General features: G+C 45.2%; 14 protein-coding genes. 13 read left to right on the top strand and 1 reads right to left on the bottom strand.

Annotated features, from left to right (window positions below; translation table 11 throughout):
- The first annotated feature begins 108 nt into the window (after positions 1 to 108).
- The 11 genes from ACQQ6X_RS22345 (at position 109) to ACQQ6X_RS22395 (ending at position 10,480) form a co-directional block, all read left to right on the top strand.
- Positions 109 to 1,500 (top strand): amino acid permease, encoded by a 1,392-nt coding sequence (locus ACQQ6X_RS22345; RefSeq protein WP_149033232.1) that lies wholly within the window; start codon positions 109 to 111, stop codon positions 1,498 to 1,500.
- A gap of 165 nt (positions 1,501 to 1,665) precedes the next feature.
- Complete coding sequence (locus tag ACQQ6X_RS22350; RefSeq protein ID WP_305167089.1) at positions 1,666 to 2,916, top strand: YCF48-related protein; 1,251 nt, start codon at positions 1,666 to 1,668, stop codon at positions 2,914 to 2,916.
- Positions 2,917 to 3,065: 149 nt separating this feature from the next.
- Entirely contained in the window at positions 3,066 to 3,245 is a 180-nt protein-coding gene (locus ACQQ6X_RS22355; RefSeq protein ID WP_063210535.1) for a hypothetical protein, read from the top strand.
- A 188-nt stretch (positions 3,246 to 3,433) separates the two neighbouring features.
- A complete protein-coding gene (locus ACQQ6X_RS22360) occupies positions 3,434 to 3,829 on the top strand; it encodes a DUF2500 domain-containing protein (protein ID WP_013371386.1) in 396 nt (131 codons plus the stop codon).
- Between the two features lie 134 nt (positions 3,830 to 3,963).
- Positions 3,964 to 4,713, top strand: coding sequence for an SDR family NAD(P)-dependent oxidoreductase (locus ACQQ6X_RS22365; RefSeq protein ID WP_305167090.1), 750 nt, complete (start codon positions 3,964 to 3,966; stop codon positions 4,711 to 4,713).
- A gap of 118 nt (positions 4,714 to 4,831) precedes the next feature.
- The gene (locus ACQQ6X_RS22370; protein ID WP_149033229.1) at positions 4,832 to 5,254 is read left to right on the top strand and encodes a cell wall hydrolase; all 423 of its coding nucleotides are present in this window, start codon (positions 4,832 to 4,834) and stop codon (positions 5,252 to 5,254) included.
- 62 nt (positions 5,255 to 5,316) lie between these two features.
- Positions 5,317 to 5,772, top strand: a complete 456-nt coding sequence (gene gerQ, locus ACQQ6X_RS22375) for a spore coat protein GerQ (RefSeq protein ID WP_305167091.1) — start codon at positions 5,317 to 5,319, stop codon at positions 5,770 to 5,772.
- A 389-nt stretch (positions 5,773 to 6,161) separates the two neighbouring features.
- Positions 6,162 to 7,463, top strand: a complete 1,302-nt coding sequence (locus ACQQ6X_RS22380; RefSeq protein WP_196771876.1) for a hemolysin family protein — start codon at positions 6,162 to 6,164, stop codon at positions 7,461 to 7,463.
- Between the two features lie 198 nt (positions 7,464 to 7,661).
- The gene (gene bioB, locus ACQQ6X_RS22385) at positions 7,662 to 8,681 is read left to right on the top strand and encodes a biotin synthase BioB (RefSeq protein WP_305167092.1); all 1,020 of its coding nucleotides are present in this window, start codon (positions 7,662 to 7,664) and stop codon (positions 8,679 to 8,681) included.
- Positions 8,682 to 8,717: 36 nt separating this feature from the next.
- Complete coding sequence (locus tag ACQQ6X_RS22390; RefSeq protein ID WP_305167093.1) at positions 8,718 to 9,836, top strand: glycerol dehydrogenase; 1,119 nt, start codon at positions 8,718 to 8,720, stop codon at positions 9,834 to 9,836.
- Between the two features lie 152 nt (positions 9,837 to 9,988).
- The gene (locus ACQQ6X_RS22395) at positions 9,989 to 10,480 is read left to right on the top strand and encodes a hypothetical protein (protein WP_149033225.1); all 492 of its coding nucleotides are present in this window, start codon (positions 9,989 to 9,991) and stop codon (positions 10,478 to 10,480) included.
- Positions 10,481 to 10,557: 77 nt separating this feature from the next.
- Here ACQQ6X_RS22395 and ACQQ6X_RS22400 read toward each other — a convergent pair whose 3' ends face one another.
- A complete protein-coding gene (locus tag ACQQ6X_RS22400) occupies positions 10,558 to 11,790 on the bottom strand; it encodes an aminopeptidase (RefSeq protein WP_305167094.1) in 1,233 nt (410 codons plus the stop codon).
- 163 nt (positions 11,791 to 11,953) lie between these two features.
- On the opposite strand from ACQQ6X_RS22400, the gene ACQQ6X_RS22405 reads away from it, so the two are divergent.
- Both ACQQ6X_RS22405 and ACQQ6X_RS22410 read left to right on the top strand, forming a co-directional pair.
- Positions 11,954 to 12,250, top strand: a complete 297-nt coding sequence (locus tag ACQQ6X_RS22405) for a hypothetical protein (RefSeq protein ID WP_064797102.1) — start codon at positions 11,954 to 11,956, stop codon at positions 12,248 to 12,250.
- A 126-nt stretch (positions 12,251 to 12,376) separates the two neighbouring features.
- The gene (locus ACQQ6X_RS22410) at positions 12,377 to 13,180 is read left to right on the top strand and encodes an MBL fold metallo-hydrolase (protein ID WP_305167095.1); all 804 of its coding nucleotides are present in this window, start codon (positions 12,377 to 12,379) and stop codon (positions 13,178 to 13,180) included.
- The last annotated feature ends 88 nt before the right edge of the window (positions 13,181 to 13,268 follow it).

Consider the following 13,268-nt stretch of genomic DNA (forward strand, 5'->3'; position numbering starts at 1 on the left):
TGACTTCAAAGGCTAGCTCGCTAATAATTAATCGAACGATAGGAACATGCACTAAAGCGTTGCAGCATCGATATTGACGTAAGAAATTATGGAAAGAGGATTAGTAATATGGACTTATTTCGAAAAAAGACAGGCTTGCTCCCGCATGAGGAAAGCGGATCTACAGGTCGCTTAAAGAGAACCATGGGACCTTTTGATCTCACCATGCTGGGAGTAGGATGCATCATCGGGACAGGGATTTTTGTTATTACTGGCAAGGCAGCAGCAGAAAATGCAGGTCCCGGTTTGATGCTATCTTTTGTTATTGCAGGGATTGCCTGTGTACTGGCGGCCTTGTGTTATGCAGAGCTTTCCTCTACAGTTCCCGCGGCAGGGAGCGCTTATGCATATAGTTATATTGTATTTGGAGAAGTTCTGGCCTGGGTACTGGGTTGGGACTTGATTCTGGAATATGGAGTGGCCGCCGCCTCTGTGAGTAGTGGCTGGTCTGCTTACTTTCAAGGCTTGCTGGCCGGATTTGATATCCATCTACCGTTAGCTTTAACCGCAGCCTTCGATTCGACCAAGGGAACCGTTATTGATCTACCAGCCGTGTGCATCATCATGCTTATCACACTATTGCTAAGTCTAGGAGCCAAGGAAACGGTTCGGTTCAACTTTATAATGGTTTGTGTCAAGGTTGGGGTTGTACTGTTGTTTATTGGAATTGGAATCTTTTATGTTAAGCCTGCCAACTGGACACCATTTTTGCCTTATGGATTTTCCGGTGTTTTGAGTGCTGCGGCAATCGTATTTTTCGCTTATCTGGGATTCGATGCTATCTCAACTGCAGCCGAAGAAGTACGCAATCCGCAGCGGAACATGCCCATCGGCATTATCGCCTCTCTGGCGATTTGTACGATACTGTATATTGCTGTTTCCGTTGTGCTAACGGGAATGGTACCTTATACGCAGTTGGGCGTTAGCGATCCGGTTGCGTTTGCTCTTCGCTTTATTCATCAGGATTTTGTAGCAGGATTAATTTCACTCGGTGCGATTGCGGGAATGACGACTGTTTTACTGGTGCTGTTGTATGGTCAGACGCGATTAATTTTTTCCATGTCGCGCGATGGTCTTTTACCCGTTTTTTTATCTAAGGTAAATACCAAAACTCAAACACCGATTCGAAGCACATGGTTGGTGGGCAGCATTATTGCATTGGCCAGCGGATTGTTCCCGTTGCACGCACTGACCAATCTGACGAGTATTGGGACCCTGTTTGCTTTTGCTGTGGTTTCGGTTGGGGTCATTGTTCTGCGTAAAACACGTCCCGATTTGAAAAGAGGGTTTACCGTACCATGGGTTCCGTTACTCCCACTTTTGAGTGCTTTGGTTTGTATCGGTCTGATGCTTCAGCTTCATATCAGCACCTGGATCGGATTTATTGTGTGGCTACTACTCGGATTACTGATTTATTTCTTCTATGGGTATCACAAGAGTTTGTTGAACCGTAAATCCTGATTTTATCTTAGATTAAAATAAGCCGGTATCCTGCACTTTTGTGAAGGAGCCGGTTTTTTTTGTCATTGCGCGAAAAGTGTCACATAGGGTCGTTTATGGTATAATTCTGTTTCAGATAAGCTTTTGGCACGTGATTACCGCATGCCATCGAGGGAGGACTTTGATATGAAACTGCGCTGGCGTGCGCTCTTGGGAGGAGCAGTGCTGTTGACGGGCATCTTGCTAACGGCCTGTTCTGCTGAAACCCCAAAAACTGTAACTAAACCTCCGATTGAGGAACCAGATGACCAGGGACAGACGATAACGATTAATCCGCCGGTAACCCCAAAGGCAGGGGATCCAAACGCAAAATATGTGGTACAGACACGAATTGCAGATTTCCATTTAATCGATAACAATAAAGGGTTAGTTTGGGGAGTTACCCGTAATGAGCTTCGGCTTTATGATACTCATGATGGTGGAAAAACGTGGAATAATATTTCCCCCTCCGAAAACGTCCAATTTCAAGATAAGCTTGAATATGGCAAGGATATCAGTTTCACAGATTCCCGTCACGGTTGGGTCGTCCGTCAAAATCTGGACCAAACTGCAACGGTCATTCTAAGAACAGCGGATGGAGGGCAGAGCTGGGATGTATCAGCACTACCTAGCGGAGCCCATGTAAGCTCGATACAATATGTAAATCCTACCACAGGTTGGATCATGGCTTATACCAAACTGAATGAGCGTGATCAACAAAAAATGCTGTATCACACCACGGACGGAGGAGCCACGTGGAATAAAGTTGCGCAGAGCTCTGGTATGACATCCAGCAAATCAGGCTCAGGTTTACCCGATCAAGGCAGTATGGCAGGGATGAGCTTTTCTCCCGACAATCAGGGTTTTGTGGCGATCAATATGGACAGCAAGGTGAAGTTGTATAAAACTACGAATCAAGGGAAAACGTGGACCCCAGTTGCTAACAGCATGCAGGGTTGCCCTCAGTCCAAGGCAGAAGCTCAGCAGTCTCTTGAAGGCAACAGTTCCTCATTTTGGATTCCGGTTCTCTGCTATGGGGAAAAAGGTGTAAAATATAGCGGACTGTTTACGAATAGTACAGGAACACAATGGAACGATGTGTCTTTGGGTCTGAGTAGTAATAGTAGTTCTATAACTCCCGGGCGTACCTTTCTAAGTGATAAGGAAGGGTGGGTCCTAACCGATAACGGAATGAGCCGTACAATGGATGGAGGGAAGACGTGGATCAGTCTCAAAGGCAATAAGGTGCTGCCTTCGAAGCTAAAAGACTATCCGCGATCAGTCAAGCTGCGTTTTGCTTCTTCATCAGTAGGTTGGCTGCTTTTGGAACGACTCGACGACAAGAAATCACTGCTGTTAAAAACAACAGACGGCGGTGTAAACTGGAAAATTTTATAATCATAAAAAAAGTAATTGCCCTGGAAATACCCCGGGGCGTTTTATTTTTAAAAATTTAAATTTTATATGACGACATGTGAAAAAAATCACAAACCAACAAATGAGCCACTGTTATACTAAACCTGTAAACAACGATAGGAGTGATAATCATGAGAGCGAATCAGGATCATATGTTAACCCAATACTACCTTCAATTTTGCTACACTTGTCAGGATGCCTACGGTTGCACGACTGAAGAGGACTGCAAGCAATGCGCAGAGCGTTACGCCGAAGAAGAATATGAAGTTCTGGATGAAACACAACGTTATCTCCAACTTGTACATGTGTAAATCGATGAGCTATTCTGATATCGCCATATTTTGAGCCTCCCGGATTATTCCGTGGAGGCTCTTGGCGTTCTTAAGGGTTGCTATCAAATTTGGGCGGCAACATACATATACTGTTACCGAAGGCTAAAGGCAGGTCAGGATGCCCGGTGGTTTCTCTGTGGAATGCCTGGCGGAGAGGAGTGCGGTGCATGGGATTTGAGTCATTATGGATGTTCGATTGGCTGGGTACGGTATTGCCCGTATTTTTCGTAGTTGTGTTGGGTATTGTCGTGTTGTCTGCGGGCAGGGAAGTCATGGAATGGAGCAGGAACAAACGACAGCCTGTATTGACGGTGGGTTCCCGAATTACGGCCAGAAGGACACATCTCCAACAAAGACGCCAGGAGGAACAAGGGACTCGGACGTATACCTTTTATTATGTAACCTTTGAGGTGGAGAGTGGCGACAGAATGGAGTTCAAGGTATCTGGGGAAGAATACGGTCAATGTGCTGAAGGGGATGAGGGACGGCTTACTTTTCAAGGTACAAGGTATATCGGGTTTCAGCGTCTTAATCGCTATAGCTTGGAGCAGGTTAAAATGTAGAATTCAGTCAAAATGTTCATGGTCATTTAACAGCCTTCTGCGAGGAACCAGGGTAGGGGGCTGTGCATGTTTCTTGTACGGCACATTTTGGTACATATATACTAAAACAGAGTAGTGCAGAGGAGGAATGAGTCGTGTCATTTGAAGGACAAGTTGTTATAGTAACAGGAGCAGCGCATGGCATCGGTAAAGAGGTCGCTTTTGCCTACGCTGCTCAGGGGGCCAGAGTCGTGTTTGCTGACCACAATGAGGAAGAAGGCGCGGCAGCTGCTGCTGCCGCCCGGAACGAAGGCCAGCAGGCCATTTTTATTCCTTGTGATGTGCGCAAGGAAGAAGATCTTGTAGCGCTGATCCGTGCCGCGGAAGAAGAATACGGTACGATTCATACGTTGATTAACAATGCAGGCGTGTCCAGATGGAAATCTCCATATGAGTTAACTGTAGCAGAATGGGATGACATTCTGAATACAAACGTACGCAGCTGTTTTATTGCAACAAGAGAAGCAGCTAAGATAATGAAGCGAAACGCGGAAGGTGGCTCAGTGGTTAATATGGCCTCTACACGAGCTTTCATGTCAGAGCCGGACACGGAAGCCTATGCGGCATCCAAAGGAGCTATAGTCGCCCTTACACATGCGATGGCCATATCGCTAGGAAAGGACCGGATTCGAGTCAATTGTATCAGTCCAGGATGGATTGAAACCGGGGATTACGAGCAATTGCGTGCGGAAGACCATCAACAGCATCCGGCTGGTCGAGTAGGGACTCCTAAAGACATCGCACGAGCCTGTCTATACTTGACACAACCCGGCAATGATTTTGTAACAGGTACGAATCTCGTGGTTGATGGCGGGATGACGCGTAAAATGATTTACGAGCCTTGATAAAAGCCTAAAAGAGTAGTCCCCGCCTGGGGCTATTTTTTTATTTTTTGGACTGTCACTTATTGGGCATTTGTACCATAGGATAGGGTATGTGATTGAGAAGTAAGGAGGGGACGCGGTGGCTGTAATCAAGACCAGCACAGAAGATGTGAGGACCCTTGCCCGGCTGATGCGGGCTGAGGCTGAAGGTGAAGGCGAGATGGGGATGCTCATGGTTGGCAACGTCGGTGTGAACCGAATTTTAGCCAATTGCCTGGATTTCCAAGGGATACGCCTCATGAATGACATGGTGTTTCAAAGTCCCGGAGGTTTTGAAGCTACTCAGAAGGGGTATTTTTATCAGAGAGCTCGTGATCGGGACGTTCGACTTGCCCAGCGTGTAGTCAATGGTGAAAAAATACGTCCGGCATCCAATGCATTGTGGTTTTTCAGACCAGCTGGAGAATGTCCGGATACCTGGTATAACCAGACCAATACCGGGCGCTTTAAAGCCCACTGCTTTTTTAGCCCGACTGAAGAGGACTGCCCTAATGTATATTAGACACCTTTCAGAATGGCTCGAAGATTTAAAATTAAATTAAAACCATTTTAGGAGGAATTTACATGATTTCACAGCAAGCTTACCGTCCCGTACCCTATGCTTCCGGCAATGGATACCCCGAATGGCCAAGAGGGATGGCTCCAGTCCAAACCATGCAGCCTATGACTGGCTTTCCACCTTCAGTAAGCAGTGGTAGCCCTATGACACCAACGGGTTCGGTAGTGCAGGTTCAGACTCCGCAATACGAGCAATCATACATCGAGAATATTTTACGCTTGAATTTGGGCAAAACGGGAACTTTTTATATGACCTATGAAAATAACCGTGAATGGAATGCGAAAATATTCAAGGGTATTCTGGAAGCAGCTGGTCGAGATCACATTATTATTAGTGATCCGGCGACAGGCAAACGGACTATTTTACTGATGTTAAACCTGGATTATGCAACTTTTGACGAGCCGTTATTGTACCAATATCCCGGCGTCATCGGGAACCCGGGATCATCCCCGGTTCGCTGATGCCTTCATATATATGAGTCTACATCCTCTGCCAGACGGCAGGGGATGTATTTTGTTTATATTCTTTCTCAAATATAGTTGCTTTCTTGGTGGTAACAGGCGAAAACGAGAGCTTTCCGACCTAAATGATAGAGGAGTTGATTTTTCTGACATGGCTTGTGGTTTGACTGTATAGAGTATAGTTATATAATTAAATATAAGCTGATAAATGATTGAATCATTTATGCGGAATATGGCTTAGGGAAGCCGGAAGGGGTGAATGTGTTGGGAAGTTGACGCTGCTTATGATGTGTTATCGTTCTGTCTATGATGAAACTATCCGAAGGAGGTGCGCCTGTCTGCCGTAATGACGGCTGATGGGGAGCATATTGAGTGACCCTTTACCGAGTATGTTTAACTTATTTATTGTTTTTGCATTAGTATTATTAAATGGTTTTTTTGTATCTGCGGAATTTGCCATGGTTAAGGTCAGGGGCAGCCGTATAGAAACCTTGGTGGAGGCGGGCAACAAAAAGGCCGTATACGCCGCCAATATGATACACAATCTGGACGCTTATTTGTCTGCCTGCCAATTGGGCATTACCCTAGCATCATTAGGACTGGGATGGATCGGAGAGCCGGCCATCGCACATTTGATTGAACCTGTATTTACAGCCGCTGGCTTGGGAGCGGTATATGTGCACGGTACTGCCGTGGTCATTGCATTTATTGTCATTACGATTTTGCATATTGTGTTGGGTGAATTGGCACCCAAAACGATAGCTATTCGTAAAGCTGAAACTATTACGCTGTATTCAGCCATGCTGATGACTTGGTTTTACAAGTTGATGTATCCATTCATATGGGCGTTGAATGGAATGGCGAACAGCTTGCTGCGTTTATTCCGTCTGGAGCCGGTATCCGAATACGACGATTCCGCGCATACAGGGGATGAAATACGCATTCTGATGAAAGAAAGCAATAAGAGCGGACTAATTGATAATACGGAATTGGCGCTTGTTGATAATATATTTGATTTTGCCGACACGACCGCCAGGGAAATCATGATTCCGCGCACGGAGATGATCTGTTTATACAGTAATGAGTCCACAGAAGAAAATCTCGCGATTGCGACGGAAAGCATGAGAACACGTTATCCAATCTGCGCCGAAGATAAGGACCATATTATCGGCTTTATCCATATTAAAGATCTTCTACGTGCGAACACGCTCGATACTCGTACGATGATTCGACCGATCCTTGCTGTTCCGGAATCAACGCAAATTAGTGATCTGCTCAAACGCATGCAACGTAGCAAGACGCAGATTGCAATTTTGATTGATGAATACGGCGGCACATCGGGTATGGTAACGCTGGAGGATATAATGGAAGAAATCGTCGGTGAAATTCAGGATGAGTTCGATCAGGAACGTCCGAGTTGTGAGCGGATTAATGACGATGAATTTTCCATTGACGGTATGTTATTAATTGATGAAGTGAACGATCGCTTTGGATTGGATCTTGATCATGAGGATTATGATACAGTAGGGGGCTGGCTATATTCACATGTTGAGGTTATTCCTCCACAGCCAGGCCAGTCTGTAGTGTTTGAAGGATGTATGTTCATTGTAGAAGAAGTTGAAAACAAGCGGATTTCACGTATTCGGCTAATTAAACAGCCTATCGTCGTGGAGGAAGCAGGAGTCTCTTAATGGAATAAATATGGAAAGCGGCCTCAATCATGTGGGGTCGCTTTTTAATTTGTCTTCTTTACATAAAGAATATGAATTGATATGATATTCGTGTTATTGTCAACCTAATAGAGTTTTATTAAGTTGACAATGGGGCGGGTTTCTTTAAGCTGAAATCTCGACTGATTACATGATCATTTAAATAAGGGAGGATAAAATATGAATTTATTCAATCAAGGTGTAGATAAGGGTGTAGATTGGGGATTGCTGGCTGAAAAAGCGATCCGTTTCAGCCATCTGACACAGGAAGAAGGAATGGCTGTACTGGAAGCGGACGATGTGGAATTATTATCGATTATGCAAGCTGCATTTCAGGTGCGGCATCATTTTTACGGAAAAAAAGTAAAGCTCAATATGATCATGAATGCCAAAAGCGGTCTGTGCCCAGAGGATTGTGGTTACTGCTCTCAATCCATCGTTTCCACAGCACCTGTCAGCAAGTATAGTATGCTGGACAAGGAATCACTATTGGCTGGAGCGAGAGAAGCCATAGCACGAAAAGCAGGGACATATTGCATTGTAGCCTCTGGCAAAGGTCCGACAGATCGAGAACTGGATCAGGTAATTGATGCTGTGCAGGAAATTACTCGTACCATGCCGCTCAAGATTTGCGCTTGCTTGGGGATTCTCAAGGGAGATCAAGCACAGCGATTGGCAGATGCAGGGGTACACCGTTACAATCATAATTTAAATACAAGCAAGGTTAACTATCCCTCGATTACGACCACACATACATATGACCAACGCATCGAAACTGTGAAAATGGCTCAATCATACGGAATGTCTCCATGCTCAGGAGTGATTATCGGTATGGGGGAGACGAATGAGGAAATCGTTCAAATGGCTTATGCCTTAAGAGAGTTGGATGCCGACTCAATTCCGATTAATTTCCTGAATCCAATCCCCGGAACTCCTTTGGAAGAAGCACAGCGGGTCTCGCCGATCCAAGCTTTGAAGGTGTTAGCACTGTTTCGGTTCATCTGTCCATCCAAGGAAATACGCGTCGCAGGTGGACGGGAATTGAATTTACGCTCATTACAACCACTATCTCTTTATGCAGCAAATTCGATCTTTGTAGGAGATTATTTAACGACAGAAGGCCAAGAAGTTAACGCTGATCATCAAATGATAGAAGATCTTGGCTTTGAAATTGAGATGTGTGCCCTTTCAGCCGTATAATAGAGATGGTACAAACTTGGAAGGGAGAGTTGAACGATGAGCGAAAAAATATTTATTAGTCCGGGTAAATATGTGCAAGGGAAAAATGTGATTGATAAAACAGGTCAATATGTTAAGCCTTTAGGTCATACGGCCTTGGTTATTGCGGACAAGCTGGTTTGGGAGATCGCAGCCCATCGGGTAGTCAAAAGTCTGGAACAGGCCGATATTACTGCGATAAAGGTTGAGTTTCAAGGGGAAGCATCCAAAAATGAAGTAAACCGTATTGCTGATGAGGGGCGAAGCAACAAGGTCGATATTGTCATTGGTGTAGGTGGCGGTAAAACGCTGGATACCGCCAAAGCCGTTAATGAGCTACTTGGTTCCTCGGTTGTGATTGTTCCAACGACCGCTTCTACAGATGCACCCACCAGTGCACTATCTGTTTTGTACACCGATGAGGGTGCATTTGATACGTATTCCTTTTTCAGTAAAAATCCGAGCTTAATCCTGGTCGATACGAAAGTCATATCTCAAGCGCCGCCTTTGTTCCTCTCCTCAGGCATTGCGGATGCCATGGCAACGTGGATTGAAGCTCGCGCAGTCATTGAAGCACGTGCTACAACTATGGCAGGCGGCTTGCCAACCCTGGCGGCAGAAGCCATTGCGTCCAAGTGCGAGGAAGTTCTTTTCGATTACGGACTACAAGCTTATGAATCTGTGAAACGCAAAGTCGTTACACCGGCGCTTGAAGCGGTGGTGGAAGCCAATACGCTACTAAGCGGTTTGGGCTTTGAAAGTGGGGGCTTGGCAGGCGCACATGCCATTCACAACGGTTTTACTGTGCTGGAGGGAGATATTCATCACCTGACACATGGGCAAAAAGTAGCCTTTGGCACCTTAGTACAGCTTGCATTGGAAAAGAGACCTTTAACTGAAGTGGAGCGGTATATTGATTTTTATTTAAAACTGGATCTGCCTGTTACGCTGGAAGACATTAAGCTGCAGGAAGCCTCCCGAGAGGATTTGTACCGGGTAGCTCAGGCTGCTACCAAAGAAGGCGAAACGGCTCACAATTTACCATTTGCTGTTACAGCAGATGATGTGCTTGATGCAATCTTAGCGGCTGACCAGTATTCCGTTGCCTACAAGGCTAAAATTGGTCATAGAAACTAACCCCATACTAATAAAGTAGATTCAGAGGTCGCTAATAAGCGGCCTTTTTCCATTATTTAACTTGCAGCTTATGGTATGATTTTCATGGTACATAATTAGGAAAAGCCGGGAGTATATTTACGGCTCCCCTAAAATTTGAGAGGAGTTTAGCGATGGCAAAATGGAACGTAGAAGATCAAGGTACTCAATATACGATTGAGTACAAGCGTGGCTTTAATGGTGGAAAAGTCATTGTGAATGGTAGCGAGCAGAAGGTGAAAAGCCAGAACGCATTTTTAAACTTGATTGATTTTCCAATAAGATTGAAGGAGAAAGCTGTGAATGTTGTAGTCATTGGCAACAAAGCAGATTTGGCTGTGGACGGTATATATCTTGGGTCCAACCAACCTTATGTTCCAGTAAGTAAGGCTCCGGGCTGGAGTTGGGCTTTTGTCGTGGTCAGCTTGGTTATAGGATGGTTATTTGCAGGCGTTTTTGGTCTGTGTTTAGGGATATTAGGTAGCATGTTCTATGTGAAATCATCTTTATCCTTACATCAAACCATTAATCGAAGAGTTGTAAGCTGCTTTATTGTTTTTTTCATCATCAGCGTAGTCCAAATTGTATTTGGACTTGCAGCGAATTATTGGATTAATACGTTGTAAAAATAGTTTTAGCATATCCTAAAAGATCAAGCAAGTAGGCTCTCCCGCATGAAGTGGTGAGAGCCTTTTTTGCCATGTTAAATCGCCCAATTTCCTTTGCGGAAGATCGGTTCCTCAGTACCGTCTTCAGTAACGCCGTTGATGTCCATTTCACCTGAACCAATCATAAAGTCGACGTGAGTCAAACTGGAGTTCAGACCGTTGGCAGCCAACTGCTCCTGAGTCATATCCTTACCGCCTTTAAGGTTAAATGCATAAGCATTACCGATAGCCAGATGGTTCGAGGCATTTTCATCAAACAATGTATTGTAGAATAAAATATTTTTGTCAGAGATCGGTGACTTGTGGGGCACGAGAGCAACCTCGCCCAGGTAGTGTGAACCTTCGTCCATCTCTACGAGATGCTGGAGAGTCTCCAAGCCGGTTTCAGCCTGTACATCGACAATACGTCCATTTTCAAAGGTCAGTGAAAAGTTGTCGATGATATTGCCACTATAGCTGAGAGGCTTGGTGCTGCTGACTTTACCGTTTACTCCTGTTTTAAGTGGAGCTGTAAATACTTCCTCAGTAGGCATGTTAGCTACAAAAGTATGTCCCTGTTGGTTGACGCTTTCGGCTGCTACCCACAGATGGTCTTTTGCAAGTTCGATGGTGAGGTCTGTGCCTGGGGCCAGATAATGCAGCTTTTTATAGCGTTTGGAGTTTAAGATATCAGCTTTGCTGGAGAGGGTTTTCAGATGCTCATTCCATGCCTCCACAGGGTTGTCCAGATCCACACGTACAGTGCTAAAAATGGCTTCCCACAGCTTATCCACTTGTTCGGAAGCTGGCAGATCAGGGAATACTTTAGCTGCCCATTCTGCTGAAGGATAAGCAATCAGAGACCAGCTGAACTTGTCAGCCATTTGGTATTCACGGTATTGCCGCAATTCATGTGATCGCACGCGCTGGGCAGCCGTAATTCTGCTGGACGGAATCCCTTGGAGCAAATCCGGATTCTCTGCAAGAACATGAAGGACAGCAGCGCCATTTTCGACTTCTTCAGTCATTTCAGCTGCGTACCATTTGGGAGCAATATTAAATGTTTCATCAGGAGCTAGTTCATACTGTAATCGGGTAACCGTCTCATCACTCCATTTTACTTTAACCAGTTTGGCTCCGACAGTATACGCTGATTTAACGATTAGTCGCACGAGATCGGCAGATAAGATTGGCGCATGAACGATAAGTGTCTGCCCAGGTTGGACATTAGCGCCCACACGAACAGCTAATTCCGCATATTTCTGCAATTTTTGTTGAAAATCTGACATGTAACTTTCCTCCATTTCACGAAAAAGCCTCAAATAAGAATAGGGTAACTTGCACAGTTTTTTTGCAAATTCCACACATAGCTTATATATTGTACAATGTAACGAAAAGGTTCACAAATCAGTTTTGGTACTTTTTGGTAAAAATGAAAGGGCGGATAAATAAATGACAGAGCAAAATTCATCTGAGGAATTGAAAGAAGTACATATTCAGCAGGCACAAATGACAAGGGATGAGAATGGTGTATATTTAGGCCAAGTAGTATTTGGAGTGGACGGACAGAGCTCTATATATGAAATTACCTTCCACAGTAAAAAGGGAAAAGAGTGGGATTATAGTCTTCATTTTGCGGGAGAGCCACGCCTGGAGGAAGAGATGCTACAAATGGATAGCTGGATTGAAGAGAACGATGATCTTTTCGACTATTTGCTGGATGCCGCATGGAGTAAATTACCTGAGTAATGTAAACATGGTCTATTTTCGTGACAAGCGGATTATATTTAGCAGTGTCCGCATAATCTGCTGACATGGGGGAAGCCTAAAGGTCGAGTATAACAGAAAATTCCATGTGAATAGGAGGGTGAAGCTTTGGCAAATCATCTGTTCACCGAAGGAATGACGGCAAATGAAGAGGCTGCTCCCGATCTCCTGAGCTTACGGACGCTGTTTGTAAATGTGTGTTTTATCGGAGAGCCGGGAAGCCGATCTTGGGTGCTGGTGGATACGGGAATGGCAGGATTCACAGACTCGATTATTCGCCTGGCTGAGGAACGGTTTACGGGGCCTCCGGTTGCTATTGTACTTACTCATGGTCATTTCGACCATGTAGGGTCGGTTATTGAGTTGGTACAGCATTGGGGTACACCTGTGTACGCACACCCTTTGGAATTACCTTATTTAACAGGAATGAAAGATTATCAAAAACCTGACCCCAGTGTGGGGGGAGGTTTGATGTCGGGCATTTCCTTTTTGTACCCCAATGATGCTATAGATCTCGATGATCGCATCACTTCGCTGCCCCAAGATGGCAGTGTCCCTGGCGCCCCTGGTTGGAAGTGGCTTCATACACCAGGACATACGCCTGGCCATGTATCGCTTTTTCATGAGCGGAGACGCTTAATGGTGGCCGGTGACGCTTTTATCACGGTAAAGCAGGAATCAGCACTGGCTGTGCTTTTACAGGAAAAAGAAATCCACGGGCCGCCTGCGTATTTTACAACAGATTGGCAAGCTGCACAGCGGTCAGTGAAGATGCTGGCCGGTTTAAAGCCTGCAATTGCAGTTACAGGGCATGGACATTACATGCATGGCACTGAGCTGACAAATCAGCTGGATCGACTAGCTAGAGATTTTGAACACATGGCAGTACCCAAGCAGGGCCGCTATGTGTAGTCATGTGTGTGAAGGACGATGCCTTGCGGGGCATCGTTTTTTGTATTGTCGTGGAATTTTTTTGCTGGACATGGTATAGTCAAGCCAA

Source organism: Paenibacillus ottowii, assembly GCF_050516475.1.
Classification (GTDB): domain Bacteria; phylum Bacillota; class Bacilli; order Paenibacillales; family Paenibacillaceae; genus Paenibacillus; species Paenibacillus ottowii.

What these genes read in the sequence shown, in the direction of transcription:
- ACQQ6X_RS22400 (WP_305167094.1), bottom strand. Translation starts at nt 11,790, where the DNA reads ATGTCAGATTTTCAACAAAAATTGCAGAAATATGCGGAATTAGCTGTT.
- ACQQ6X_RS22350 (WP_305167089.1), top strand. Translation starts at nt 1,666, where the DNA reads ATGAAACTGCGCTGGCGTGCGCTCTTGGGAGGAGCAGTGCTGTTGACG.
- ACQQ6X_RS22405 (WP_064797102.1), top strand. Translation starts at nt 11,954, where the DNA reads ATGACAGAGCAAAATTCATCTGAGGAATTGAAAGAAGTACATATTCAG.
- gerQ (WP_305167091.1), top strand. Translation starts at nt 5,317, where the DNA reads ATGATTTCACAGCAAGCTTACCGTCCCGTACCCTATGCTTCCGGCAAT.
- ACQQ6X_RS22360 (WP_013371386.1), top strand. Translation starts at nt 3,434, where the DNA reads ATGGGATTTGAGTCATTATGGATGTTCGATTGGCTGGGTACGGTATTG.
- ACQQ6X_RS22390 (WP_305167093.1), top strand. Translation starts at nt 8,718, where the DNA reads ATGAGCGAAAAAATATTTATTAGTCCGGGTAAATATGTGCAAGGGAAA.
- ACQQ6X_RS22380 (WP_196771876.1), top strand. Translation starts at nt 6,162, where the DNA reads ATGTTTAACTTATTTATTGTTTTTGCATTAGTATTATTAAATGGTTTT.
- ACQQ6X_RS22395 (WP_149033225.1), top strand. Translation starts at nt 9,989, where the DNA reads ATGGCAAAATGGAACGTAGAAGATCAAGGTACTCAATATACGATTGAG.
- ACQQ6X_RS22345 (WP_149033232.1), top strand. Translation starts at nt 109, where the DNA reads ATGGACTTATTTCGAAAAAAGACAGGCTTGCTCCCGCATGAGGAAAGC.
- ACQQ6X_RS22355 (WP_063210535.1), top strand. Translation starts at nt 3,066, where the DNA reads ATGAGAGCGAATCAGGATCATATGTTAACCCAATACTACCTTCAATTT.
- bioB (WP_305167092.1), top strand. Translation starts at nt 7,662, where the DNA reads ATGAATTTATTCAATCAAGGTGTAGATAAGGGTGTAGATTGGGGATTG.